The organism is Caballeronia sp. DA-9 (genome assembly GCF_051615025.1).
GTDB classification, from domain to species: Bacteria; Pseudomonadota; Gammaproteobacteria; order Burkholderiales; family Burkholderiaceae; genus Caballeronia; species Caballeronia sordidicola.
Map to the genome: position 1 here is coordinate 784,993 of NZ_CP195132.1, position 23,199 is coordinate 808,191.

Consider the following 23,199-nt stretch of genomic DNA (forward strand, 5'->3'; position numbering starts at 1 on the left):
CGCCAACATCCACATGACCTGGCGAATTATTAATCAATTGAGTAATGATTCAAAAGCTCGAAACGAGGAGCTTTGACGTTCAATGATCGAGATCAATAAATAACGGAAATTTCATTTCACGTACGCAGTTCCTTAAATTAATTCTTTAGCGAAAACCCAATGGGGCAAGCGCGGGGAACCGCTAGGCACCCGTGGCTTAAGCGATATAGGTATGAGCAAAATCTTTATTTCAACCCTAAGCGCCTGGCGAGCCGGTTAAGGTTGGCCCGATCCAGTTGCAGTTCGCGCGCAGTCGACGCCCAGTTCTGGTTGTTGCGCACAAGCGCATCCTGCAGCACGGCACGTTCAAACGATATGACAGCGCTGCGGAAATCGGCTGCGGCGGCTTCTGGCCTGGTGGCACCGGCAGTAGCACTTTCGTTCCGGGCATCGTCCAGTCCAAGATGGGCGGCGGTCAGTGTAAGAATACGGGGATGCTCGGCTTGCGCCGCGAGCGCTTTCAACGCACTGCGGCCAATCAGATGTTCAAGCTCACGCACATTGCCGGGCCATGCATAGCCGAGCAATGCAGCTTGGGCGTCGCTTGCAAGACGCAGACTCGACAACCCCAGCCGCGAGCGGTTTTCTTCAAGGAAGCTCCCGGCGAGCATCAATACGTCGCGTCCCCGCTCGCGCAATGGCGGCACCCGCAGCGGATACACGCTAAGCCGATGATAAAAATCCGCTCTAAGCCGCCCTGCCTTTACTTCTTCCACGAGATCGCGGTTGGTTGCCGCGATCACGCGGACATCGACGGAATGATCGCGATCGGAACCTATGCGCTGAAGCTGGCCATTCTGCAGGACGCGCAATAGCTTTGCCTGCACGCCAAGCGAAAGTTCGCCGACTTCATCGAGGAAGAGCGTCCCGCCATGAGCAAGCTCGAACTTGCCGCGCCGATCCGCCAACGCACCCGAAAATGCACCCCGTACATGACCAAACAATTCGCTTTCTACCAGCGTGTCGGGCAAAGCCGCGCAATTCAGGCTGATCAGGGGTTTGTTCGCGCGCGGCGACGCCGCGTGAATCGCGTTGGCAACAAGCTCCTTGCCAACGCCCGTCTCCCCGGTGATCAACACGGTCAGGTCGCTCCCAGCAACAATTCCGATCTCCTGCATCATGCGCTTATGCGCCTTGCTGTTGCCAATCATCGTGCGGCGGTTTTGTCCGTGAGCTTGCCTGTACGCTTCAGCGCGCCGGCTTTCCTCCTCACCGGTGCGAGCCAGCGTATCAATGCGTTCCACCACGCTGACAGTGGCCGCGGCGAGGCTCAGGAACGCACTGAGCGACGCCATGTCGATGCCGTCGAAACGCGCCGGATCGAGTGCGTCGAGCGTGAGCAATCCCCACGGCCGTCCGTTGATGACGAGCGGACATCCAAGGCAATCGTGCACTTCGAGATGGCCCGATACCGCCTGGACGAGGCCGTCGTAGGGATCAGGAAGATCGGAGTCCGCAGCAAAGCGCGTCGGCTCGGGATTGGCAAGCAGTTGCACGAAACGCGGGTGATCCGCTACACGAAAGCGCCGCCCGAGCGTATCCACGCTCAACCCTTCAATAGCCAGCGGCACCAGCGTATCGCCTTCCAACCGCAGCAACGCGGCAGCGTCGGCGGGGAATACCGTACGCATGGTGTGCAGCAGGCGCCGGTAACGCTGCGCGTCGGCGAGATCGCGCGACAAATCCTGCATGAGCGGCACTAAGGCATCAAGCAAAAGGCTTGGAGTCAATTTGACTTCGGTACGAGTCTTTTTGACCAGAGTCGATTTAACCATTCAAATTCATAACCCATTGATTCAAATAGGATGAAAGTGTGGCACGAATCGTGGATAAAAAGGTACAGCAATCGCTTAACTCCGCGCAACTCAACCCACGACAAGGAATTCCAACATGCTTTCCGCAGAACACCGTGCCATCGTCAAGGCAACCGTTCCTCTTCTCGAAAGCGGCGGCGAGGCGCTGACCACGCATTTCTATGAGCTATTGATGACTGAGCACCCCGAGGTGCGCCCCTATTTCAACCAGGCCCATCAGGCGAGCGGCGCTCAACCGCGTGCGCTCGCCAACGGCGTGCTCATGTACGCAAAGCACATCGATCGGCTCGATCAATTGGGCGGTCTGGTTTCGCAGATCGTGAACAAGCACGTCGCGCTCAATATCCTGCCGGAACACTATCCGCTCGTTGGCGCATGCCTGCTCCGGTCCATTCGTGAAGTGCTCGGCGCAGAGGTCGCCACGGACGCCGTGATCGAAGCATGGGCCGCCGCTTACGGGCAACTTGCCGACCTGCTGATCGGCCTCGAGGAATCGATGTACGCCGAACGCGAAAACGCACCGGGCGGCTGGCGCGGAACGCGGTTATTCCGGGTCGCGCGCAAGGTCGTGGAGAGCGACGAGATCACGTCGTTCTATTTGCGCCCGGATGACGGCGGGGAATTGCTCGCCTTCCACCCGGGGCAATATATTGGCGTTCGGCTAGTGCTCGACGGCGAAGAACTCCGCCGTAATTATTCGCTATCGGCGGCGGCAAACGGACGTGAATACCGCATCAGCGTAAAGCGCGAGGCCAACGGACGAGTGTCGAATCATCTGCATGCCAATCTCAAGGAGAACGACAGCATTGAACTGCTGGCGCCAGCGGGTGACTTCAAACTCGAACCCGGCGACAAACCGCTCGTGCTGATCACGGGCGGCGTTGGCATCACGCCTGCGCTTGCCATGCTCGAAGCAGCACTAAGCACAGAACGGCACGTGTATTTCATACATGCGGCGCGCCATGGCGGTGTCCACGCATTTCGCGATTTTGTCGATGCACAGGCGGAAAAACATCCGCAATTAAAGCGCTTCTATTGTTATTCCGAGTCACGTGCAGGCGATGCGCCAGCACATGGCACGGGTTATCTGGATGAAGCGCGCCTCGCGAAATGGTTGCCGCAAACGCGCGATGTCGACGCTTATTTTCTAGGTCCGCTGCCATTCATGAAAACGATGAAGCGGACCTTGAGGGCGCTCGGTGTGCCCGAAGCGCAGACTCGTCATGAATTTTTTGGTCCGGCGGCGGCGCTCGAATGAGCGTGCCTGCATGTCGTACCGGGTCTTGTGCTCGCTAGCCGCTTGATGCTCGCTCGGCTCTCGCTTGAGGGGATGTGATCGGCGCTCCAGCCTATCCGCATCCGCTCAAGCGAGCGCCCTTTCGTCGTTCCTGAACACGTTGCCACTTACGAACCTGCATAGATATTGCAGAAACTAACGGGGCCGACACACGTATCATGACCTTGCGTTCCACCCATTGGCATACGCGGTGCGCTCACGCTCGAGCCCGAAGCCACGCCGCCATACGCAGCGGAATTTTGCTGGCGCTTGGCGAACTGGTTTTGAAATGCGGGGCTGATATCCGGATACGATGAATCAGTGACGTACTCCGAACCATTTTGCTGCGCTTCCACGAGTTGCTGACGCACTTCGGCGCGGGTGAGGCCTTGTGCGAATGCACTCGATGAGACGAGGACAGCAGCGGACAAGGCAAACAGGGCAAGCTTCTTCATTTTTCGACTCCAGTTGATTGAAAGAGGCCAACGTGAATTCATGCGGTTGGTACAAGGGCTAACCCCTCTCTCACTGTTTTTATTCCTGGAATTTTCGAAAATATCATGAGTTTGTCTTATGCACGTCACGCGCTTTCGTCGTGCTGACGAGCCGCTTGAATTTCGCGCGGAATTGCAAGCATCGGAAATATATAAGGACTCGCAAAAAAGCCGCTGGAGGGCTTATCCTCCAGCGGCTTAGGACACGCGTGACCTGGCAGAAGTTGTTATAGCGCCTGCACTTGCACCGGCGCTCCCGGCATGCCCGACACTTGCGGAGCGATCACCAGGTAGCGCCGTTTATCCACGGATGTATTGGCGCCAGGCGCGACCACCTGCCTGATCTGGCCAATCGCGTTGACGATAGCGGACCCCGCAGGATTGGTCATGAATCTGGCCAGCGACTCGATCTTGCCGCTGCCGTCGGGGTTGTCGGAGAGTCCGAGTACGTAGGGGGACTTCGGCGTGAGACCGGTTGCGGACGCCTGCAGCACCTGCAGCAATCCCTGGTCAAACAGCGCGACGCTGGTAGGCGCGCTGCCATTCGTATTGCTGCCGCCCACTGCGACCATGCTCAGGTGTGCCGTCTCGCCCGCAAGCCCAAGCGGCTGCGTGTTCTGCGTGCCATCGCCTTCAGGCACTGCATTCGGCACATAGGTGACCGCTTGCGGCGCCTGCCCGATCGGAACCGTTGCAATGACCTTGTTGGTCAGCGTGTCGATTGCCGTGATCGCGTCGGCGTTTTCCAGACCTACATACACACGCGTGCCGTCGCCCGATGGCCAGATGCCATGCGGCAAGTTGCCAACCTCGATGGTGGCGACCTGCGAGAAGTCATCGGTGCGGAACACCTTCACCTGATTCAATCCGCCGACAGTGACATATGCAAACGTGCCGTGAGCGTTATGCACGATGTTCACGTGATTGGTGATGGGACCCGTGTCGATCACCTTGAGCGTAGCGAACGGCGGGCGCGCATCGAAGACCTGCGTCTTGCCGGTGTCCTTGAGCGTGAACCACACCTGCTTGCCATCGGGCGTGGCCGCGATGTTCGGACAGAACGGGCTCGTCTGCGTGACCTTCCCGACAATCGTGTGATCCGCAACCGACACTACGTCGACCTCCGGATTGAACGATGAACACACGTAGCCGTACTTGCCATCGGGCGAGAAAATCTGCATGCCCGGGCCCGCGGGCGTCACAATGCGGGTCTTTTCCTCGTAGGTGTGTCCGTCTAGCACAGACACATAGTTTTCACCGCGCACGGTGACCCAGACTTCATTGCCATCCGGCGTGAAGAACGCTTCGTGCGGCGCGCGCCCGACGTAGGTCACATGCTTGACCGCGTTGGTCTGGGTATCGATGAAAGAAACCGAGTTCGAACCGATCGAGACCACCGCAATCGTCTTGTGATCGGGTGAGAAACCCATGCCGTGCACCAGCACCTGGCCCTTGTATAAAGGGCTGAAATTGCCCGGTGACGGATCACCGAGACGAATCACGCCAACGAGTTTGTTATCGGCCGGGTCCGTTACCGAAACCGTGTTGGAAAACTGCTCGGCGGCGTAGACGCGGTCGTGATGACTGATCGCCACGTCAGGCACCGATGCAAGACCGGGCGCCTGACCTGCAAACGCAAGCGATGAAACCGCGGACAGCACTGCGGAAAATAAATAAGCTCGTTTCATTTCGACTCCTGTTTCATGCGCATGGACGACATGGGCATGGTCATTGTTGTGCTTGAAGATGCTGCGGGAGGAACTGCGTGGGGTGACGCGGGTGAAGACGGTGGTTGCGCCTGATCCGGGGCCGGCGCCGAAGGCGGCAACGGCTGACCGAGCGCGAGCCGCATCGCGATGATTTCCTGCTGTTGTTCAACGACGATTTCCTGCGCGATGCGTCTTAACTGCTCGTTGTGTCCATAGCGCAATTCGGCCTGGGCCATGTCGATGGCGCCCTGATGATGCGGAAGCATCATGCCCACGAAGTCATGGTCGACATCGCCGCTCGGCTTGATCGACATGGCGTCCATCATGCGCGTCATGGCTTCGTCGTTCTCCGCAAGGAACGGAGCTTCAGGGCCTGCATTCGAAGGGCCGGCCGCATGCGCGAGCGAGACACCCATGCCTAGCGACATCGCAACAGGAAAGACCGCGGCAGTAACAAAGCGGGCACGCAAGGCAGTAAGGGAAATGGAAGGCATGGCATGCACCTCGTGAAGGACTTGAAAGGACGGCAATGCCAGCGCTAACCACTCCGCCCCATGCTTTATTCCAGAATATTTTCTTTAAACGATCGGCGCGGAACGCCTGGCGATGAATTCAGCGGAATTCGCCGGAATCTTGTATAAGAATCTGCGGTTGAGGCAAACCAAAAATATCCCCACGACAACTGGAGTTGCAGATGACGACCCTTTCCATAAACGGCGAATCGCACACGGTCGACGCCCCGCCCGACATGCCCTTGCTTTGGGTGCTCCGCGATCTGGTGGGCCTCACAGGCACCAAATTCGGCTGCGGCATAGCGCAGTGCGGCGCGTGCACCGTCCACCTCGACGGCGTCGCCGTACGATCCTGCGTGCTGCCGGTCGCAGCCGTCGGGGCCCGCAAGGTGACGACCATAGAAGCGGTCAGCGCCACGCCCGCCGGCAAGAAAGTGCAGGACGCCTGGGTCGCGCTGGATGTCGTGCAGTGCGGTTACTGTCAGTCGGGTCAGGTGATGTCGGCGGCTTCGCTCATTGCCTCGAACCCCAATCCCTCCGACGCGGATATCGACGCCGCCATGGCCGGCAACATCTGCCGCTGCGGCACCTACAACCGCATTCGCGCCGCGGTCAAGCACGCCGCCAAGGGGGCGTGACATGTCGCGAGGACTGCTCGAAGCACAAAATCGCCGCGCGCCCGATGGCGTGAGCCGGCGTACATTCCTGAAGCTAGGTGTGTCGGTAGGCGCTGCAATAGGCGGCGGCCTGATGCTCGGCTTCAGCGTGCCCGCTGCGAGCCAGGGCGAAGCGCCCAAGGGCAAATCCGTGATTGGCGGCGACGCCAGCGAGACGCCGCAAAGCGGCGTGTTCCAACCCAACGCGTTCATCCAGATCGATGCCAGCGGCAAGGTGACCCTGGTGATTCCCAAGGTGGAAATGGGCCAGGGCATCTACACATCCATCCCCATGCTGATCGCGGAAGAACTCGAGGTGCCGCTGGACAGCGTCGTGATCGATCACGCGCCGCCTGACGAAAAACTCTTCACGGACCCGTTGCTCGGTGGCCAGCTAACCGGCGGCTCGACGTCCATTCGCTACGCATGGGAACCCATGCGCCGCGCCGGTGCAACGGCGCGCGTGCTGCTGATCTCCGCTGCAGCACAACAATGGCAGGTCGATCCGGCGACGTGTCACGCCGAACGCGGCGAAGTGGTGCACGCCGCGACCAGCCGGCGAATCGGCTACGGACAACTGACCGACGCCGCTTCGAAGCTTCCCGCGCCGGAAAAAATAACGCTCAAGGATCCTAAGGATTTCAAGCTGATCGGCACGGCGTACAAGCGCCTCGATTCGCCGGAAAAAGTCGATGGCACGGCGGTATTCGGCCTCGATGTCCGGCTGCCCGGCATGGTGTATGCCGCGATCGTGAACAGCCCGGTGTTCGGCGGCACGCTGGTTTCGGTCGACGACACAAGTGCAAAGAAGATTCCGGGCGTGCGTCAGGTGATTCGTTTCGACAACGGCGTGGCCGTGGTCGGCGATCACACGTGGGCCGCCAAACGCGGCGCGGCGGCGCTCGATCTGAAGTGGAACGAAGGCCGCAGCGCCGGCTTTTCGACGGCGAAGGTCGTTCAGCAACTCGCAGAGGCATCGAAGCGCGATGGCGCGGTCGCCCGCAAGGACGGCGATACGAAGAAAGGCTTCAACGACGCCAAGACGCGCGTCGACGCCATATATCAGCAGCCCTTTCTTGCACACGCCACCATGGAGCCGGTGAACTGCACGGTCTCGGTGCGCGCCGACGGTTGCGACATCTGGGTCGGTACGCAAGTGCCCACGCGCGCCGTCGATACAGCCATGAAGATCACCGGCCTTCCCGCCGACAAGATCACGGTGCACAACCATTTGCTCGGCGGCGGTTTTGGCCGGCGTCTGGAGACTGACTTCATCGCGCAGGCCCTGAAGATCGGCAAGCAAGTCGGCACGCCCGTGAAGGTCACGTACACGCGCGAAGAGGACGTGCAGCACGACATGTATCGCCCGTATTACTACGACGTCATTTCCGCCGGACTCGACGCCAATGGAAAACCGGTCGCGTGGCAGCACCGGATTGTCGGGTCATCGGTCATGGCGCGCTTTGCGCCGCCCGCTTTCAAGAACGGGCTCGATCCGGACGCGGTCGAAGTCTCGGCGCAACTGCCCTACGATTTGCCGAACCAGTTCATCGACTACGTTCGCCAGGAGCCAATGGACATTCCCACCGCGTTCTGGCGCGGCGTGGGTCCAACGCGCGGCACCTTCGTGGTGGAAAGCTTCATCGACGAACTTGCGGCCCAGGCCAAGATCGATCCGGTTAAGTATCGCCATGACCTGCTCGGCAAGACGCCGCGTGCGCAGAACGTGCTCGACGTTGCTGCCCAGAAAGCCGGCTGGGGCAACACGCCGCAGAAGGGCCAGGGACGAGGTGTATCGGTCATGCACGCGTTTGGAAGCTTCTTCGGCATGGTGGTGGACGTCACCGTGAACGGCGACGGCGAGGTCGCCGTCAACCGCGTGGTGTGCGCAGTCGATTGCGGCATGGTTGTGAATCCGAATACCGTTGAAGCACAGATTCAGGGCGGCATTATTTTCGGCATCACGGCGGCGCTCTATAGCGAGATCACAATCAAGGACGGTCGCGTCGAGCAAGCCAATTTCACTGACTACCGCATGCTGCGCATCGACCAGACACCGCCAATCGAGGTGCATATAGTCAAGAGCAGCGAGGCGCCCGGCGGGATCGGCGAACCGGGCACGGCAGCGCTCGCGCCCGCGCTGACCAACGCGATCTACGCCGCTACCGGCAAACGTCTGCGGCAATTGCCCGTGGGCCGTCAACTGCTGAGCGCGTGAGGAAACCCATAATGATCAAACAACTTGTTTCCGCGATCGCTCTCACGCTTGGCGTCCCGCTGCTTTCACTGGCCGCCGCGCCCGCCGACGATGCACTTGTAGCCCGTGGCGCATATCTCGCGAAAGCCGGCGATTGCGTGGCGTGTCATTCCGCGCCCAAGGGCAAGCCGTTCGCGGGCGGCCTGCCCATGAACACGCCCATGGGCAGGATCTACACCACCAACATCACGCCGGACCCGGAGACGGGAATCGGCAAATGGACCGAGGAGGATTTTGAAAAGGCGGTGCGCCAGGGGGTGTCGAAGGACGGACACAACCTGTATCCGGCCATGCCCTACCCGTCCTACGCCAAGGTCCGCGACGACGACGTGAAGGCGTTGTACGCGTACTTCATGAAGGGCGTGGCGCCGGTGAACCAGGCAAATCGTCCATCGGATATTCCGTTTCCGCTGAACATGCGCTGGCCGCTCAAATTCTGGAACATGGTGTTCCTCGATAAAGGCGTCTACCACGACAAGGACGGCCATGACGTGGCGTGGAATCGTGGCGCGTACCTGATTCAGGGACTCGGCCATTGCAGTTCGTGCCATACGCCTCGCGGCATTGCATTCCAGGAGAAGGCGCTCGATGAAAGCGGCAGTGCATGGCTTACGGGCGGCGTGCTCGACGGCTGGTTTGCGTCGAACCTGACTGGCGAGCAAAACGTCGGACTGGGACGCTGGTCCGACGCCGATCTTACCCAGTTCCTGAAGACCGGAGCGAACGCGCACGCAACGGCGTTCGGGTCCATGACCGACGTGATCAACCACAGCACGCAAGGCATGAACGATCAGGATATTGCGGCCATGTCGGCGTATCTCAAGTCGTTGCCGCCAGCGGGCGGCACGCGCGCGCCGGCTTATGCGTACGATCCGAAAGCAACCACGGCATTGCTCGCCCATCCCGCCAACGACGCCGGCGCGAAAGTCTACACCGCGTATTGCATGCATTGCCACGGCGTGGATGGCAAGGCGTTCGCCCCGCTGCTCGCGCCGCTTGCGGGCAATCCGAACCTGCTCGAGAAAGATGCTTCGTCGTTGATCAACGTCACGTTGAACGGCACGCAGGATCTCGTGATCCAGGGCATTCCGGCAGCTTACCCGATGCCGAAATACGCGCCGGTGCTAAGCGATCAGCAAATCGCCGATGTCCTGACGTTCATTCGCGCCGGCTGGAACAATGGCGCGCCGGCGGTTGCGCCAAGCGATGTTGCGAAGCTGCGAAAGTCGACGCAAGCCGCGCAGTAGCCGATAAAAAAACGGCGGCGCACTTTCAGATCCGCCGCCGCTTTTTATTTTTTTAATTACTCCGATGCCACTTTCAACAACACCGGCTGATCCCTGTAAAACGCCGGGTACAGACGCTTGAGGTTTTCGACCTTGGGCAGGTCGTTGATCGCAATATAAGGCGCATCCGGATGCAGCGTCAGGTAATTCTGGTGATACGACTCCGCCGGATAAAAGCCCTTGAGCGCGTCCGTCCTGGTGACAATAGGCGCTGGAAACACATGCGCTTTATCCAGTTGCGCGATATAGCTTTGCGCCACGCGCTTTTGCATGTCGTTGGCCGGAAAGATTGCCGACCGGTATTGCGTGCCGCTATCCGGACCTTGCCGGTTCAACTGGGTCGGATCGTGCGCGACCGAAAAATAGATCCGCAGCAATTGCCCGTAAGTCACCTTGGTTGGATCGTAGGTGATCTGCACCGACTCGGCGTGACCGGTCTGCCCGCCGCTCACGGTGTCGTATTGCGCGGTATTGGCCTGGCCGCCCGCATACCCCGAGACGACTTTCGTCACACCATTGACGTGCTGGAACACGCCCTGCACGCCCCAGAAACAGCCGCCTGCCAGCACGGCAGTTTCCTGATGCGTGGCGCCGACGGGTTCATCGACCACGGGCGGCGCCAGCATGACCGCGGCTTCGGAAGAATGCGCGACGTGCATCGACAAGAACAGGACGGTCGCGCCCAGACTGATTGCACTTAGCAGGCCGACGCCGCGCGAGCGGACAACGCCCAGGGTTTTTTGCTTAGGGACATGCATGATGAGCCTCCGGGTTTCGGAACGCCTTGCGTGCGGCGCAAGCCGCGCGCAAGGCTCCTTTCGGCTTATGTTAGCGCGCCCGGCGAGGCTTGGACGATTGATGACAAAGATGTCATCGAGTGGTCAGAGAAAGGTCCGTAAATCCCGGCGCCAGTCAGGCTGGACTCAACAGATCGGCAAGCGCTATTGCGATGGTTTGGGTCGCCACCTTCAGGTCTTCGAGCGCCACCCGTTCGTCCGCCCGATGTCCGTTCGCCTCGAGCAGCGTGCGCGGCCCCGCGCCATAAATGACGGTCGGGACGCCCGCTTCGCAGTACAGGCGGGCGTCGGTATAGAGCGGCACGCCTTCGGTCGGAATGTCGCGCTGCAGCGTAACCCTCGCTGCGCGCTGCAACGCTTGCGACAGGCGGTCGGCTCCATCGAGCGAACGCAGCGGAGAAGTGACAAGCACTTCCTCGATATCCACGCTGATTCCCGGCAAACCCTCGACCGCAGCCACGATCAACGCCTTAAGCTGATTTAATACATGCTGAGGATTTTCCTCGGGCACCACCCGGCGATCGAGCCGCAACGCGACCTTGTCGGGCACCACATTGGTATTGATGCCGCCCTTGATCAGGCCGACAACCAGCGTGGGATGATCGATGCCCGGCGTATTCGAATGAATATCACGCAACGCAGCGCGATGTGCATACAGCGCATTGAGCACCGCGGTTGCGGCTTCCAGCGCATCATGGCCGGTGTCGGGCCGCGCCGCGTGAGCCGACTTGCCGCGCACGGTGACTTCGAGGTGGATTGCGCCGTTGTGCGCGGTCGTGATCGCGTATGAAAAACCGGCGCATATTGCGTAGTCCGGCTTGACGATACCTTCCCTCAGCAGCCAGCCGGGTCCTATCAGACCACCGGTTTCCTCGTCGTACGTGAAATGCAGTTCGACCGTACCCGCGAGCATCGCGCCGCTATCGATCAAGGCTTTCAGCGCAAACGCATAAGTGGCGAAGTCCGACTTCGATACCGCCGCGCCCCGGCCATACATGAAGCCATCGCGGATTTCCGCGCCGTAGGGCTCCGCGCTCCAGCCATCGCCGGGCGGGACCACATCGCCATGCGCATTCAGCGCAATGACCGGCCCAGCGCCAAAGCGATGACGAATCACCAGGTTCGTTGCACTGATCATGCCGGCGCGGTGAACGTCTTCAGTGGGAACCGCGTGCCGCTCGACATCAAAGCCCATTTGTTCAAGCCATTTTGCAGCCATTTCGGCGTGCTCCGCGCAGTCGCCGGGTGGATTGTCCGAAGGCTTTTGCACAAGCGCGCGAAGGAACGCGATCTCCTGGTCGAACTGGCTGTCGACGTGGGCGAACAAGGTTGCAGCTAGGGTGTCTTGTGTCATGTGCTTGAATCTGGCGTGGGTGTGGAGGCTTGCGGCATGTGTCGTCGAGGCTCGTTCGTTTGAGCAGATCCGATGGCCAATCGAGCCGTAAGCTTAGCGGACTCGAAGCGCGGCCAGCTAAGCCAGGCCGAATTCCTCGCATAACGGAACGCTTCAAACTTCTCTTTGATCAATGCCGCTTTGATCGCACATTATTGCAAAGCCCGGCAGCAATCGCGTTTCTTTTGCAATCAATTAACGGCCATTCTGGGCTAAGCTTTTACCTTCATCAATAGCGTCAATGAGCACTTCAATGAACCACCGAGACAATGCCGCGGCGCTCGACCGCGACGACCCGCTAGGCCCTTTGCGCGAACAGTTTGCGCTGAACGACGGCGTCATCTATCTGGACGGTAATTCGCTTGGCGTGCCGCCGAAAGCGGCGGCATCGCGCGCGGCAGCAATCATTGCGGGCGAATGGGGCGACGGGCTGATCCGCTCGTGGAATACGGCAGGTTGGTTCGCCTGGCCCAAGCGTCTCGGCAATAAGCTCGCCCCGTTGATTGGCGCGGCGGAAGACGAAGTGGTCGTCACCGACACCATTTCGATCAACCTTTTCAAGGTGTTGTCCGCCGCGTTGCGAGTGGCGAACGAGCGCGATCCCAAGCGTCGCGTGATTGTTTCGGAACGCTCGAATTTTCCCACGGACCTCTACATTGCACAGGGTTTGATCGAACAACTGGATCGCGGTTATGAACTGCGCCTGGTCGATCACGCGTCGGAACTCGCGGGCGCTATCGATGAAAACACCGCGCTCGCCATGATCACGCATGTGAACTATCGCACTGGCGCAATGCACGACATGGCGGCGCTCACGCGCGTCATTCACGAGAAAAGCGCGCTTGCCGTCTGGGATCTCGCGCATTCGGCAGGCGCTGTTCCGGTCGACCTCAACGGCGCGAACGCGGATTATGCCGTTGGGTGTACGTATAAATACCTGAATGGCGGACCGGGGTCGCCCGCTTTTATCTGGGTGCCAAAGCACCTTCAAGAGGCGTTCTCGCAACCGCTTTCCGGCTGGTGGGGCCACAAGAAACCGTTCGACATGGTTCCCGAATATCGCCCGGACGACGGCGTCGGCCGCTTTCTATGCGGCACCCAGCCCATCATTTCCATGGGATTGATCGAATGCGGCCTCGACGTTTTCGGGCAGACCAGCATGGCGGCGCTGCGCCGCAAGTCGCTTGCGCTGAGCGATCTTTTTATCGATCTTGTCGAGACGCGATGCCGCGAATTCCCCTTGCAACTCGTCACGCCGCGAGCGCATGCCGAACGCGGATCGCAGGCGAGCTTCGAGCATCCGCGCGGTTATGAAGTCATGCAGGCGCTGATTGCGCGAAACGTGATTGGCGACTATCGCGAGCCGCGCATCCTGCGTTTCGGCTTCACGCCGCTCTATACACGCTACGTAGACGTCTGGGACGCGGTGGAAATCCTTCGCGACGTGCTCGCAACCGAAGCATGGCGGGCACCCGAATACGCCGAACGCGGCGCGGTAACCTGAGCCCGGGAGCACGCGCGATGACTCGATCAGACGACAAGCAATCCGGTACGTGCCCGATGAGCCAGGGCGCATCCGCCGACGCAAACGCAAACCCGCAAGGCTGGCACGACGCCCAACTCGACTTCGCGCATTCCATGAGTTACGGCGACTACCTGTCGCTCGGAACGCTGCTCTCGGCGCAACATCCGTTGTCGCCGGATCACAACGAGATGTTGTTCATCGTGCAGCATCAGACAAGCGAACTGTGGATGAAGCTCGCGCTTTACGAATTGAACGCGGCGCTTGCCGCGGTGCATCGCGACGAACTGCCGCCCGCCTTCAAGATGCTCGCGCGCGTATCGCGAATACTCGATCAGCTTGTGCAGGCGTGGAGCGTGCTCGCGACCATGACGCCTTCCGAATATACCGCCATGCGGCCGTATCTTGGGGCATCGTCCGGGTTCCAGTCGCACCAGTACCGACAGATCGAGTTCCTGCTGGGCAACAAGAATGCGCAGATGCTCAAGGCCCATGCGCATCGGCCGGATGTGTTCGCCGAAGTAAAGGCGACGCTGGAAGCGCCCTCTTTCTACGATGAAGTCATCCGCCTGCTCGCGCGCCGCGGTTTTCCGATTGCGCGGGAAAGGCTTGAACGCGACTGGACGCAGCCCACTCAACCCGACGCGAGCGTGGAAGCCGCATGGCTCGACATTTATCGAAATCCGGGCGAGCACTGGGATCTGTACGAGATGGCGGAAGAACTGGTTGATCTCGAAGATTCATTTCGGCAATGGCGCTTTCGCCACGTGACCACGGTGGAACGCATCATAGGTTTCAAGCAAGGCACCGGTGGTACGAACGGCGCGCCTTATTTGCGCAAGATGCTTGACGTGGTGCTGTTTCCTGAGCTTTGGCATGTCAGGACGGTGCTCTAGCGTCAGCCGGCGTGCGGGTTGCGGGTTTGGGATATTCGGGGGGGCGGCGCGCGCCGGTTCGCCAGCGCGCAGCGCGTTGCGCGACTTTCCCCGATAATGACCCGCATGAAAACACTCCTCCCGACCTTTCACGCGCGGCGCCTGCTGCTCGCGCTGCCCGCGGCACTGCTGCTGGCGTCCTGCGCGACGCCTGACGCGCCCGCATCGGCTTCCCTCGATACCGCCATCGCCGCGCCCTATCGAGGCCAGAAAGCACAGGCTCGCGATGTCTACCGGCATCCAAAGCAAACGCTGGAATTCTTCGGCGTCGCGCCAACGCAAAGCGTGCTGGAGATCGCTCCGGGCGGCGGCTGGTACACGGACATCCTGGGCCCCTATTTAAAGGACCACGGGACCTTGTACGAGGCTGAATACGTTGGCGTGCCCGGCTCGCTGCCGGAAGCCGAGGCCCGCAGCAACGCTGCATTCGAGCAGAAGCTCGCAGCGAACCCGGCGATCTACGGCCACGTCCCTTTCGGCACGTTGCAGTCCGGGCAGTTCACCGGCTTGCCTGCGGGGCTGCAAGTGGATCGCGTGCTGACCTTCCGCAATATCCATAACTGGATAGAAGACGGTCAGATCGACGCCAACCTGCGGGCGTTTTATTCGGTGCTCAAACCCGGCGGCGTGCTTGGCGTGGAAGAACATCGAGCGAAGCCGGGAACGCCGTTGCAACAGATGATCGATACAGGCTACCTCACCGAAGCCTATGTGATCCAGCACGCGCAAGCCGCCGGTTTCAGGCTCGCGGCGAGCAGCGCGATCAACGACAATCCGCGCGATACAAAGGATTATCCCAACGGTGTCTGGTCATTGCCGCCGACGTATCGCGGCGGCGACGTGGATCGCGCGCGCTTTGCGGCTATTGGCGAATCGGATCGCATGACCCTGCGCTTCGTCAAGCCTTGAAGCTGCCAATGTCACGCCGGACCGGAAGGCCCATGCAAAAGCCCGATGCCGTCACAAGACTGACGCCTGCCCGCTTGCGGCAGGCGTTGCTGACGCTCGCCACGATCGTTCTCATTGCGGCCTGTACAACCAAGACCCAGTCCGCTGAACCTCAAGGTGCAGGCATGGCCCATCACACGGCTGACGGTTATCAGAACAATTATTCGCCGCTGCCGCGTGCGTCGCTTTTAAAATGGCAATGGGAGCGCTTGATCAATGGCTTGCCGAAGCCGCCGGCCAATGGCTATCACTTCCCGGTGGATCATCCGGATATTGCATGGATCAAGGCGAACCGCACGGAGACCACGCTGACGTGGATCGGTCACGCAACCGCGTTGTTGCAAATGAATGGTGTGAACATCGTCACCGACCCAATGTTCTCAAAGCGTGCCTCGCCGTTCCAGTTCATCGGGCCCGAACGCAAGGTTCCGCCCGGAATTGCGCTTGCCGACCTGCCGCATGTCGATATCGTCCTGATCTCGCATAATCATTACGATCACCTGGACACCGCGAGCGTAGAGCAGTTGAACAAGCAGGCGGGCGGTCCGCCGCTCTTTCTCGTGCCGATGGGCATCAAGTCATGGATGCACGACAAGGGCGTCGACAACGTGCAGGAACTCGACTGGTGGAACGAGACGCACGCAAGTGGCCTAGATGTGTTTTTCGTTCCCAGCCGCCACTGGTCAGCGCGCGGTCTCGGGGACCGGGCGAAGACGCTTTGGGGCGGCTGGGTCGTCAAGACGCCGGCGGGCAACGCACATCCGTTCTCTTTCTATTTTGCAGGCGACACCGGCTATTCCCCGGACTTCAAGGACATCGGCAATCGCTTCGGCGGTTTTGATCTATCGCTGATTCCGATTGGCGCGTACGCGCCCGAGTGGTTCATGCGCCCGCAGCACGTCAATCCTTTTGAAGCCGTGCAGATCCATCGGGACGTACATTCGAAGAAATCGATAGGCATTCACTGGGGCACCTTCGAGCTAGCCGATGATCCGCTCGACGAAGCGCCGCGGCTGTTGAAGCAGGCGGTCACGGAAGCAGGCTTGCCGGAGGATGCGTTTGTAGTCTTGCATCATGGACAGATGATCAATCTTGGCGATGACGCAAATACCGGAAAAACATCGGCCAGATAAGCTTCACCCGATGTCTAATGCGCTCGCCTGTGATTGAGCGCAATGAACACGGCCATCAGGATCAGGAATGCGAGCACCAGCAAGGTCGCATTGAGCAACACATGCGGATAGCCAAGCTCGCCTACATCGATAAACGGATAAGGATAAAAATCCGACGTGCTGCCGCGCCACAACGTGACGCAAAGATAACCGAGCGGATAGATCAGCCAGAGCAGCGTCTTGTGCAAGGTCAGGTGAAAGCGCGGCACGAATAGCACCCAGTACAATGCGGATAAAACCGGCACCACGGTATGCAGGCACTCGTTCAACACAGCCCGATAACCCGAAGGTGTCCATAGGTATCGAAGCAGGAGGTTGTACGCGAGCCCCACGAACACGATATAAACCACGACCGCCGTGACGACCGGAGGCTTGCGGAAAAAACGTCCGATGGGCGAACCCGCTCTCGCCGCCACGCAGGAAAAGCAGAGGGCAACCGCGAAGATCGTGAGGTTGGTCAGATAGCTGCTCAAGCGTTCGATGCCATCGAATACGCTCAGGCCGCGTGCAAGCATGCGGTGGACGGTGATGTCGGTTTGCGCGGCCAGCGCCAGCCACGCGATGGTCGCTATGCAGGCCGCCAGAAGCAAGGACGCCGTACTCGGCGTATGCAATGGCAACTCGTGCTCCGCTGGCTGCTGATGTGGCAGATCAGGCGGCGAGGATGAGTGCGAGGAAGTGAGCTTCGACATGCCACGATTTTATACGTGGCGAAAATACACTGCTGGCGCGGGAATACTCAGGCTTCGACAGCCCGGCTCAGGATATCTTGAAGAGGTTCTGCGAGCCCCGTACGTAAAGGCTTTCGGCCTTCAGAAGTATGCGCTCGCGATTAAGGTCGAAGGCCGCGAGCACGGCGGATTCGCCCGAACCCATCTGTGGATTGAAGATGGACAGTGCGGCGTTGTCGATCTGGAACGCGATTTCCCGCGAACCGTCATATCCCCAAAAGCACACGCAATGACGCGACGTATCGTACGAACGGCTTGGGTTGGGGAAATTGAGTTTCATACGCCATCGTAGTCTCTTTCACGCAAACGGCGCGACGCCCTTTTTCATAGTGATTACCCTAGCCGCGCATTGTTTTCTGACTTGAGCACATCGATGATCGTGTTAGCCGTACGGATTTTGTAATGAGCAGACACGTCCGCGCTTCAAGTAGACTTTCATCCCACGCATTCGATTGACACCACCACGCCAGCCCTTGTGAAACCTGTCAACTTCCGCCTGACTGCCGCCATTGTCGCGAGCGCCCTCTTTATGCAGAACATGGACGGCACCATTGTTGCAACCGCGTTGCCGTCCATGGCGCGCGATCTTGGTGTCGATCCGGTCCACTTGAGCAGCGCGATCACGGCCTATCTGGTTGCGTTGACCGTCTTCATTCCCGCGAGCGGCTGGGTCGCCGACCGCTTTGGCGCGAAACGCGTCTTCATGTGGGCAATTGCCTTGTTCACGGTGTCTTCCGTCGCATGCGCAGCCGCGGCAAACCTGCCTCAACTGATCGGCGCGCGTATCGTGCAAGGACTCGGTGGCGCAATGATGGTCCCCGTCGGCCGCCTGATCCTGTTTCGCGGCGTCAAGCGCGAAGAACTGCTGCAAGCGACCACATGGCTGACAATGCCTGCGCTCATCGGCCCGTTGATGGGACCTCCGCTAGGCGGGTTTCTGACCGATGCGCTGTCGTGGCGCAGTATCTTCTGGGTCAACGTGCCGGTGGGTATCGTGGGGATTCTTCTGGCGTGGCGTCTGTTGCCCGCCTCGCCCGCCGAGCGTCCGGTGCCGCCCGACCTGCGCGGCATGATGTTGATTGGCGGATCGCTGACGCTTTTCATGATCGGCATTGAATGCGCCGGGCGCGGCGTGCTTCCGCCGTTCGCGGCGCCGGCTTGCATTGCGGCGGGCGTGCTGGTTTTCTGGCTGGCGCTCAGGCATTGCCGGCGAGTGCCGGACCCGGCCGTGGACTTTTCGCTGCTCGCCATTCCGACCTTCCATGCCGCGACCGTTGCAGGAAGCCTCTTTCGCGCAGGCGCGGGCGCATTGCCGTTTCTGGTGCCGCTGACACTGCAAGCCGGGTTCGGTTATAGCGCGTCCGCCAGCGGACTCGTAACCTTCGCGAGCGCATTGGGATCGTTCTGCATGCGGCCGATGACGTCGACCGCCCTGCGGCATTTTTCCGTGCGCACGGTCCTGTGCGCGGGCAGCGTTTCGTTTGCCGCCATGCTGGTCGCGTGCTCCTTCATGTCGCAAAGCTGGCCGGCGATCGCCATCTTCCTGTTGCTGCTGTTCGGCGGATTGTCACGCTCGCTTGGTTTCGCCACCATGGGCGCGCTGGCCTTCGCCGATGTCCCCAAGGACCAGCTTGCATCGGCCACGTCGTTTCAAGGGACCGCGCAGCAGTTGATGAAAGCCGTGGGCGTAACCGTGGCCGCGGGCACGATCCAGGTGACCATGATCCTGTCGCCGGGGACGCATGCCGAGCGCTGGCAACTGGCTGCGGCGTTCATTGTCACGGCACTGGTTGTCCTGGCTTCCTATCCGATGTTCGCCCGCATGCCGCCGGAAGCCGGCGAAGGCATCTCTGCGGCTCGCGGGCGCGGACGCGGCGCCGCGGCAGAGTTGAAGTAATCAATCACGCGCCGATCAGCACGCCCGTCCTGAACGGAATTGCGCCGGTGACGCGGCCAAGCGGCGCGCCCGCTATCACGAAGCGAATCGCGCGACGCATGTAGAAAATGCCATCGTTCTTCGTGGTCAGCGTAGTGACTTCGTCCGTGATTGGATCGACGATATCGAAGACCGGATCGCCCGCCTTCAGATGCGCGCCAACCGCCGCGCGGTGCACCAGCACACCGCTGACAGGCGCAATGAACTGCTCGCTGCCGGCAAGCGGCGTAGCGGGATGATTGAGCGGCGGCAACGCGCGCGCTTTGCCTGCAATCACACCCCGATGCGTCAGGTAATCGAGGATCCCTTCCGCGTCCTGCTCGGCGAACTCGTACGTCACGTCGCGCTGTCCGCGATGCTCGACCGTCAATGCAACATTGGGCGCGGCGAGCGGCGCGGTATCGCCAAGAAGCGCGCGCACTTCGTTCCACAACTGCGTGTGGACTTCATCGAATGACTGGCCGCCCGAGTCGGCTGCGAGCAGCACGCCGCTTGCACCCAAATAACGCGCGAGCGGCTCGACGGCCGGCCAGCTCGCCGGACTCGTGTACAGATGCATGGTCGCTTCGAGCGAGCAATGCAGGTCGATGATCAGATCGGCGTCAGCGGCCATCACCATCATCTCGCGGCGCAGCGACTCGAACTCGTTTTTCGGCTTCACTTCGGCGAGCATCTCGCACACCGCGCGGCGCAGCAAACGGGTATTGGTGTCGGCATCCTGAGTCCATTGCGTGCCGATGCGCTCCATCAACGCGCCCGCTTGCGGCAGCGGAAAACTCCGGTTGAAGTTGTGGCCGCTGTTCAGTTCGAAACGTCCGAGGAACTGTCCGAGCACATGCTGCGAAAGCCCGATCGGATTTGCAACCGGCACCAGGATGACCTCGCCTTGAATGCGCCCCGCGTTTTCCAGTTCGATCAGGCGATGCTTGAGCCGCCACGCGGTGAGCATGGCGGGCGTTTCGTCGGCATGCAGCGACGCCTGCATGTAGACCTTCTGCCCCGCACCCGGCGTGCCGAAGTGAAAGCTGACAAGCTCGCGATGAGTGCCTATGGAAGTGGACACCAGCGGCGTGCGTTGAATATGCATTTGATGCTCCTGCAAAAACCATGAAAGACGGCGCGGTCGGCAGCTTAGCTGCCGCTTAGTTCCCGTACACGTCGAAGTCGAAATACTTGCGCGAAATCTTCTGATAAGTGCCGTCCGCGCGCATGCTCGTTATGGCCTGGTCGATCTTCGCCTTGAGCGCCGTGTCGTCCTTGCGCATGCCTATGCCCGTACCGTGATCGCCCATTTCCAGCGGGCCGCCGACAAACCCGAAGCCCTGGCCTCTGGACGTCTTCAGGAAGCCGTGCTCCGCTTCAACCGACCCGAGCAGCGCCGCGTCGAGACGGCCCGATGTCAGGTCGTTGAAGACGCCTTCCTGACTCTGGTACGCCACGACCTCCGCGCCGGCCGGCTGCCAGTTCTTCTGCGCATACGTCTCGAACTGCGTGCCGCTCTGCACGCCAATGCGCTTGCCGCGCAAACCGTCCGCGCTCACTGTCATGGGTGCGCCGGCTTTAGCGATCAGCCGCGACTTGAACTGGAACAGCTTGGTCGAAAACGCGATCTGCTGCATGCGCTTTTCGGTAATCGCCATCGACGAAATGATTGCGTCGATCTTGCGCGCCTGAAGCGCCGGGATCATGCCGGAGAATTCCATTTCGACCCATTCGCAATGCATCGCAATGCGGCGGCAGATTTCATCGGCGAGATCGACGTCGAAACCGGCCACGTGACCATCAGGCGTCTTTACGTCCATGGGCGGATACGTCGGATCGATGCCAAGCCGCAATACGTTGGCGTCCTTGGCAGAGGCTGGCATGGCGAAGGCCATTGCCGCCGCCATGGCGATCGCGGCGGCGGCGCGCTTGGGGAAGAAAGTTTTCATCGGCGCTCACTTCGTAGGTGATTGCAACGGGTTGTCGGGAAGCTGTCCGAATAGTAAGAGTGCAAAATGCCCTCAAACAGGGCCGATTTACTTATCATGATCACTTTTACATATCACTCGATTCATATCACTTAACCGGGCGGTGCATGTGGAACTGACCTTGACCCAACTTCGCGTGTTTGTCGCGGTCGCGCAAGCCGGCAGCCTGCGCGCAGCGGCACGCCGCCTTGGCATTGCGCAAAGCGGCGTGACGCAGCAATTGAGAAAGCTCGAGATCACCGCTGGCGGCCCGCTGTTCGAGCGCGGGCATCGCGGGGCGCGGCTGACCTCCATTGGCGAGCGGCTGAGAATTCGCGCCGATGTCATTCTCGGCGAATGCGCGAGGACCGAGGAAGAAATGCGTCAGTTGCGCGGCGAACTGACGGGACAGGTCTCGCTTGGCGTCGCGGCCGAGGCCATGATGCGCCTGTTTCCCGCGCTGCTCGCGAGTTTCCGCGAGCGGTGTCCGCGTATCGACGTGCATCTGACGAGCGCAACGTCACGCGTATTGACTGCGTGGGTGCGGGACGGAAGTCTGGATTTCGCGCTGGCGCTGGTGGCGCAGGAGGCCGATATTCACGATCTCGACGCCACCACGTTGTTCGAGTCGCCGGTCGCGGTGATTGCGCGGCGTGATCATCCCCTGGCAAAGGCCAGGTCCCTGCGAGCCTTGCGGCACTGCAACTGGGTCAGCACGCGGCCACGTCATCCGGGCGACGTCGCCAATCGCTTGTCCGTCCTGTTCGACGATGCGGGGTTCGAACCGCCGAACATTGCAGCAACTACAGAAGCCGTATTCGATACCCTGCACTGCGTGGCAAACAGCGATTATTTATCGCTCGAACCCGTGCGCCTCGCCGAACATCCGTTCTTCCGCGAGCATGTATCGGTGGTGCCGATCAAGGAGCGCGTGCCGAGCACACGCGTCTGCCTGCTCAGGCGAGCCGGCGTTCCATTGACACCGGTTGCTCAGGAACTCGCCTCCATGGCGGTATCGTTTGCGCGAATGGTGCCGGGACCGCACAAGAATGCATGATGAAACGCACGCGCTTGTGCGCGGAACCCTCGCGCGAAATATCGCGCGTTTTACCGGCTATCATGTCGATCCGGACGACACCTCCGGCTTTGGGACACTTTCATGACAGACAAGAAATCATCAGACGCCGCGCCACGCGAGACCACGGCCATGCTGCGCCATTGGCACGACACCGCGCCGAACGACCGTCTTGCCCATTTGATGAAGGACGCAACGCGCGCGATGGTGCGGGCCATGCAGTTGCGTCTGGCCGAGCACGCCGTGTCATACGGACACTGGACCTTCTTGCGGATACTGTGGGAAACCGATGGCCTCACGCAACGCGAACTGAGCGCGCAGGCTGGCGTAATGGAACCGACCACGTTCGCCGCCGTGAGGGCAATGGAAGCCATGGGCTTTGTGGAACGTCAGCAAATGCCGGAGAACAAAAAGAACATCCACGTTTTCCTGACCGAACAGGGGCGCGCACTAAAAGAAAAACTCGTGCCGCTCGCGGAAGAAGTGAACGAGATCAGCGTGACGGGCATGAGCGAACGCGATGTCAAGACGGCGCGCAAAGTATTGCTTGCCGTGATCGAAAACCTCGCCGAGGACGAACTCGGCTCAACGAACCCGCGTCGACGGGTGCTGTCGACGCGGGAACTCGGACGGCTGATTGCAGGGCGTGGCGATGTGGTCGAAGACCGGTGATATGACCAGGACGGCCGCAGCGCCCC

Annotated in this window: 21 protein-coding genes; 11 read left to right on the forward strand and 10 right to left on the reverse strand. The window is 60.5% G+C overall.

The window, feature by feature from the left end:
* Positions 1 to 224: 224 nt before the first annotated feature.
* Positions 225 to 1,814: a nitric oxide reductase transcriptional regulator NorR gene (norR, locus tag ACRWA7_RS09735; RefSeq protein WP_438392483.1), complete on the reverse strand. Its 1,590-nt coding sequence runs from the start codon at positions 1,812 to 1,814 to the stop codon at positions 225 to 227.
* Positions 1,815 to 1,929: 115 nt separating this feature from the next.
* Here norR and hmpA point away from each other — a divergent pair, with 115 nt between their 5' ends.
* On the forward strand, positions 1,930 to 3,111 hold the full coding sequence (hmpA, locus tag ACRWA7_RS09740; RefSeq protein ID WP_438392484.1) for an NO-inducible flavohemoprotein: 1,182 nt from the start codon (positions 1,930 to 1,932) through the stop codon (positions 3,109 to 3,111).
* A 146-nt stretch (positions 3,112 to 3,257) separates the two neighbouring features.
* On the opposite strand, the gene ACRWA7_RS09745 is transcribed toward hmpA, so the two are convergent.
* The 3 genes from ACRWA7_RS09745 to ACRWA7_RS09755 form a co-directional block, all read right to left on the reverse strand.
* Positions 3,258 to 3,584, reverse strand: coding sequence for a DUF4148 domain-containing protein (locus ACRWA7_RS09745; protein WP_063493227.1), 327 nt, complete (start codon positions 3,582 to 3,584; stop codon positions 3,258 to 3,260).
* A 266-nt stretch (positions 3,585 to 3,850) separates the two neighbouring features.
* Entirely contained in the window at positions 3,851 to 5,311 is a 1,461-nt protein-coding gene (locus tag ACRWA7_RS09750; protein WP_438392485.1) for a YncE family protein, read from the reverse strand.
* Entirely contained in the window at positions 5,308 to 5,826 is a 519-nt protein-coding gene (locus tag ACRWA7_RS09755) for a DUF305 domain-containing protein (protein ID WP_438392486.1), read from the reverse strand. The genes ACRWA7_RS09750 and ACRWA7_RS09755 overlap by 4 nt, the downstream gene beginning before the upstream one ends.
* Positions 5,827 to 6,026: 200 nt before the next feature.
* Here ACRWA7_RS09755 and ACRWA7_RS09760 point away from each other — a divergent pair, with 200 nt between their 5' ends.
* Genes ACRWA7_RS09760 through ACRWA7_RS09770 form a run of 3 tightly spaced genes read left to right on the forward strand, consistent with a single transcriptional unit; the run spans position 6,027 to position 10,004 of the window.
* Positions 6,027 to 6,482 carry a (2Fe-2S)-binding protein gene (locus ACRWA7_RS09760; protein ID WP_060856583.1) on the forward strand — a complete coding sequence of 152 codons (456 nt, stop codon included), beginning with the start codon at positions 6,027 to 6,029 and terminating at the stop codon, positions 6,480 to 6,482.
* A gap of 1 nt (position 6,483) precedes the next feature.
* Positions 6,484 to 8,718, forward strand: a complete 2,235-nt coding sequence (locus tag ACRWA7_RS09765; RefSeq protein ID WP_438392487.1) for a molybdopterin cofactor-binding domain-containing protein — start codon at positions 6,484 to 6,486, stop codon at positions 8,716 to 8,718.
* Between the two features lie 11 nt (positions 8,719 to 8,729).
* Complete coding sequence (locus ACRWA7_RS09770; protein WP_438392488.1) at positions 8,730 to 10,004, forward strand: c-type cytochrome; 1,275 nt, start codon at positions 8,730 to 8,732, stop codon at positions 10,002 to 10,004.
* Between the two features lie 56 nt (positions 10,005 to 10,060).
* Here ACRWA7_RS09770 and msrA read toward each other — a convergent pair whose 3' ends face one another.
* Complete coding sequence (msrA, locus tag ACRWA7_RS09775; protein ID WP_060856586.1) at positions 10,061 to 10,801, reverse strand: peptide-methionine (S)-S-oxide reductase MsrA; 741 nt, start codon at positions 10,799 to 10,801, stop codon at positions 10,061 to 10,063.
* Positions 10,802 to 10,955: 154 nt separating this feature from the next.
* The gene (locus ACRWA7_RS09780; RefSeq protein ID WP_438392489.1) at positions 10,956 to 12,194 is read right to left on the reverse strand and encodes an ArgE/DapE family deacylase; all 1,239 of its coding nucleotides are present in this window, start codon (positions 12,192 to 12,194) and stop codon (positions 10,956 to 10,958) included.
* A 292-nt stretch (positions 12,195 to 12,486) separates the two neighbouring features.
* Between ACRWA7_RS09780 and kynU the strand changes: the two genes are divergently transcribed.
* The 4 genes from kynU (at position 12,487) to ACRWA7_RS09800 (ending at position 16,771) form a co-directional block, all read left to right on the forward strand.
* The gene (gene kynU, locus ACRWA7_RS09785) at positions 12,487 to 13,737 is read left to right on the forward strand and encodes a kynureninase (protein ID WP_438392490.1); all 1,251 of its coding nucleotides are present in this window, start codon (positions 12,487 to 12,489) and stop codon (positions 13,735 to 13,737) included.
* A gap of 56 nt (positions 13,738 to 13,793) precedes the next feature.
* Positions 13,794 to 14,651, forward strand: a complete 858-nt coding sequence (gene kynA, locus ACRWA7_RS09790; RefSeq protein WP_438392739.1) for a tryptophan 2,3-dioxygenase — start codon at positions 13,794 to 13,796, stop codon at positions 14,649 to 14,651.
* A gap of 105 nt (positions 14,652 to 14,756) precedes the next feature.
* Positions 14,757 to 15,599, forward strand: a complete 843-nt coding sequence (locus ACRWA7_RS09795) for a class I SAM-dependent methyltransferase (protein WP_438392491.1) — start codon at positions 14,757 to 14,759, stop codon at positions 15,597 to 15,599.
* Between the two features lie 164 nt (positions 15,600 to 15,763).
* Positions 15,764 to 16,771 (forward strand): MBL fold metallo-hydrolase, encoded by a 1,008-nt coding sequence (locus tag ACRWA7_RS09800; RefSeq protein ID WP_438392741.1) that lies wholly within the window; start codon positions 15,764 to 15,766, stop codon positions 16,769 to 16,771.
* A 14-nt stretch (positions 16,772 to 16,785) separates the two neighbouring features.
* Here ACRWA7_RS09800 and ACRWA7_RS09805 read toward each other — a convergent pair whose 3' ends face one another.
* Together ACRWA7_RS09805 and ACRWA7_RS09810 are read right to left on the reverse strand one after the other, a co-directional pair.
* On the reverse strand, positions 16,786 to 17,502 hold the full coding sequence (locus ACRWA7_RS09805) for a Pr6Pr family membrane protein (RefSeq protein WP_438392492.1): 717 nt from the start codon (positions 17,500 to 17,502) through the stop codon (positions 16,786 to 16,788).
* A gap of 67 nt (positions 17,503 to 17,569) precedes the next feature.
* Positions 17,570 to 17,821 carry a DUF1488 domain-containing protein gene (locus ACRWA7_RS09810; RefSeq protein ID WP_060856591.1) on the reverse strand — a complete coding sequence of 84 codons (252 nt, stop codon included), beginning with the start codon at positions 17,819 to 17,821 and terminating at the stop codon, positions 17,570 to 17,572.
* 195 nt (positions 17,822 to 18,016) lie between these two features.
* Here ACRWA7_RS09810 and ACRWA7_RS09815 point away from each other — a divergent pair, with 195 nt between their 5' ends.
* Positions 18,017 to 19,438: an MFS transporter gene (locus ACRWA7_RS09815; RefSeq protein WP_438392493.1), complete on the forward strand. Its 1,422-nt coding sequence runs from the start codon at positions 18,017 to 18,019 to the stop codon at positions 19,436 to 19,438.
* Between the two features lie 4 nt (positions 19,439 to 19,442).
* On the opposite strand, the gene ACRWA7_RS09820 is transcribed toward ACRWA7_RS09815, so the two are convergent.
* Positions 19,443 to 20,564, reverse strand: a complete 1,122-nt coding sequence (locus ACRWA7_RS09820) for a succinylglutamate desuccinylase/aspartoacylase family protein (protein ID WP_438392494.1) — start codon at positions 20,562 to 20,564, stop codon at positions 19,443 to 19,445.
* 55 nt (positions 20,565 to 20,619) lie between these two features.
* The gene (locus ACRWA7_RS09825; RefSeq protein WP_438392495.1) at positions 20,620 to 21,408 is read right to left on the reverse strand and encodes a transporter substrate-binding domain-containing protein; all 789 of its coding nucleotides are present in this window, start codon (positions 21,406 to 21,408) and stop codon (positions 20,620 to 20,622) included.
* 160 nt (positions 21,409 to 21,568) lie between these two features.
* Here ACRWA7_RS09825 and ACRWA7_RS09830 point away from each other — a divergent pair, with 160 nt between their 5' ends.
* Positions 21,569 to 22,483, forward strand: coding sequence for a LysR substrate-binding domain-containing protein (locus ACRWA7_RS09830; protein ID WP_438392496.1), 915 nt, complete (start codon positions 21,569 to 21,571; stop codon positions 22,481 to 22,483).
* Positions 22,484 to 22,585: 102 nt separating this feature from the next.
* Positions 22,586 to 23,173 (forward strand): MarR family winged helix-turn-helix transcriptional regulator, encoded by a 588-nt coding sequence (locus ACRWA7_RS09835; protein ID WP_060856595.1) that lies wholly within the window; start codon positions 22,586 to 22,588, stop codon positions 23,171 to 23,173.
* Positions 23,174 to 23,199 lie beyond the last annotated feature (26 nt).

Coding starts and splice junctions, on each gene's coding strand:
- norR (WP_438392483.1), bottom strand. CDS start 1,814: ATGGTTAAATCGACTCTGGTCAAAAAGACTCGTACCGAAGTCAAATTG.
- hmpA (WP_438392484.1), top strand. CDS start 1,930: ATGCTTTCCGCAGAACACCGTGCCATCGTCAAGGCAACCGTTCCTCTT.
- ACRWA7_RS09745 (WP_063493227.1), bottom strand. CDS start 3,584: ATGAAGAAGCTTGCCCTGTTTGCCTTGTCCGCTGCTGTCCTCGTCTCA.
- ACRWA7_RS09750 (WP_438392485.1), bottom strand. CDS start 5,311: ATGAAACGAGCTTATTTATTTTCCGCAGTGCTGTCCGCGGTTTCATCG.
- ACRWA7_RS09755 (WP_438392486.1), bottom strand. CDS start 5,826: ATGCCTTCCATTTCCCTTACTGCCTTGCGTGCCCGCTTTGTTACTGCC.
- ACRWA7_RS09760 (WP_060856583.1), top strand. CDS start 6,027: ATGACGACCCTTTCCATAAACGGCGAATCGCACACGGTCGACGCCCCG.
- ACRWA7_RS09765 (WP_438392487.1), top strand. CDS start 6,484: ATGTCGCGAGGACTGCTCGAAGCACAAAATCGCCGCGCGCCCGATGGC.
- ACRWA7_RS09770 (WP_438392488.1), top strand. CDS start 8,730: ATGATCAAACAACTTGTTTCCGCGATCGCTCTCACGCTTGGCGTCCCG.
- msrA (WP_060856586.1), bottom strand. CDS start 10,801: ATGCATGTCCCTAAGCAAAAAACCCTGGGCGTTGTCCGCTCGCGCGGC.
- ACRWA7_RS09780 (WP_438392489.1), bottom strand. CDS start 12,194: ATGACACAAGACACCCTAGCTGCAACCTTGTTCGCCCACGTCGACAGC.
- kynU (WP_438392490.1), top strand. CDS start 12,487: ATGAACCACCGAGACAATGCCGCGGCGCTCGACCGCGACGACCCGCTA.
- kynA (WP_438392739.1), top strand. CDS start 13,794: ATGAGCCAGGGCGCATCCGCCGACGCAAACGCAAACCCGCAAGGCTGG.
- ACRWA7_RS09795 (WP_438392491.1), top strand. CDS start 14,757: ATGAAAACACTCCTCCCGACCTTTCACGCGCGGCGCCTGCTGCTCGCG.
- ACRWA7_RS09800 (WP_438392741.1), top strand. CDS start 15,764: ATGGCCCATCACACGGCTGACGGTTATCAGAACAATTATTCGCCGCTG.
- ACRWA7_RS09805 (WP_438392492.1), bottom strand. CDS start 17,502: ATGTCGAAGCTCACTTCCTCGCACTCATCCTCGCCGCCTGATCTGCCA.
- ACRWA7_RS09810 (WP_060856591.1), bottom strand. CDS start 17,821: ATGAAACTCAATTTCCCCAACCCAAGCCGTTCGTACGATACGTCGCGT.
- ACRWA7_RS09820 (WP_438392494.1), bottom strand. CDS start 20,564: ATGCATATTCAACGCACGCCGCTGGTGTCCACTTCCATAGGCACTCAT.
- ACRWA7_RS09825 (WP_438392495.1), bottom strand. CDS start 21,408: ATGAAAACTTTCTTCCCCAAGCGCGCCGCCGCCGCGATCGCCATGGCG.
- ACRWA7_RS09835 (WP_060856595.1), top strand. CDS start 22,586: ATGACAGACAAGAAATCATCAGACGCCGCGCCACGCGAGACCACGGCC.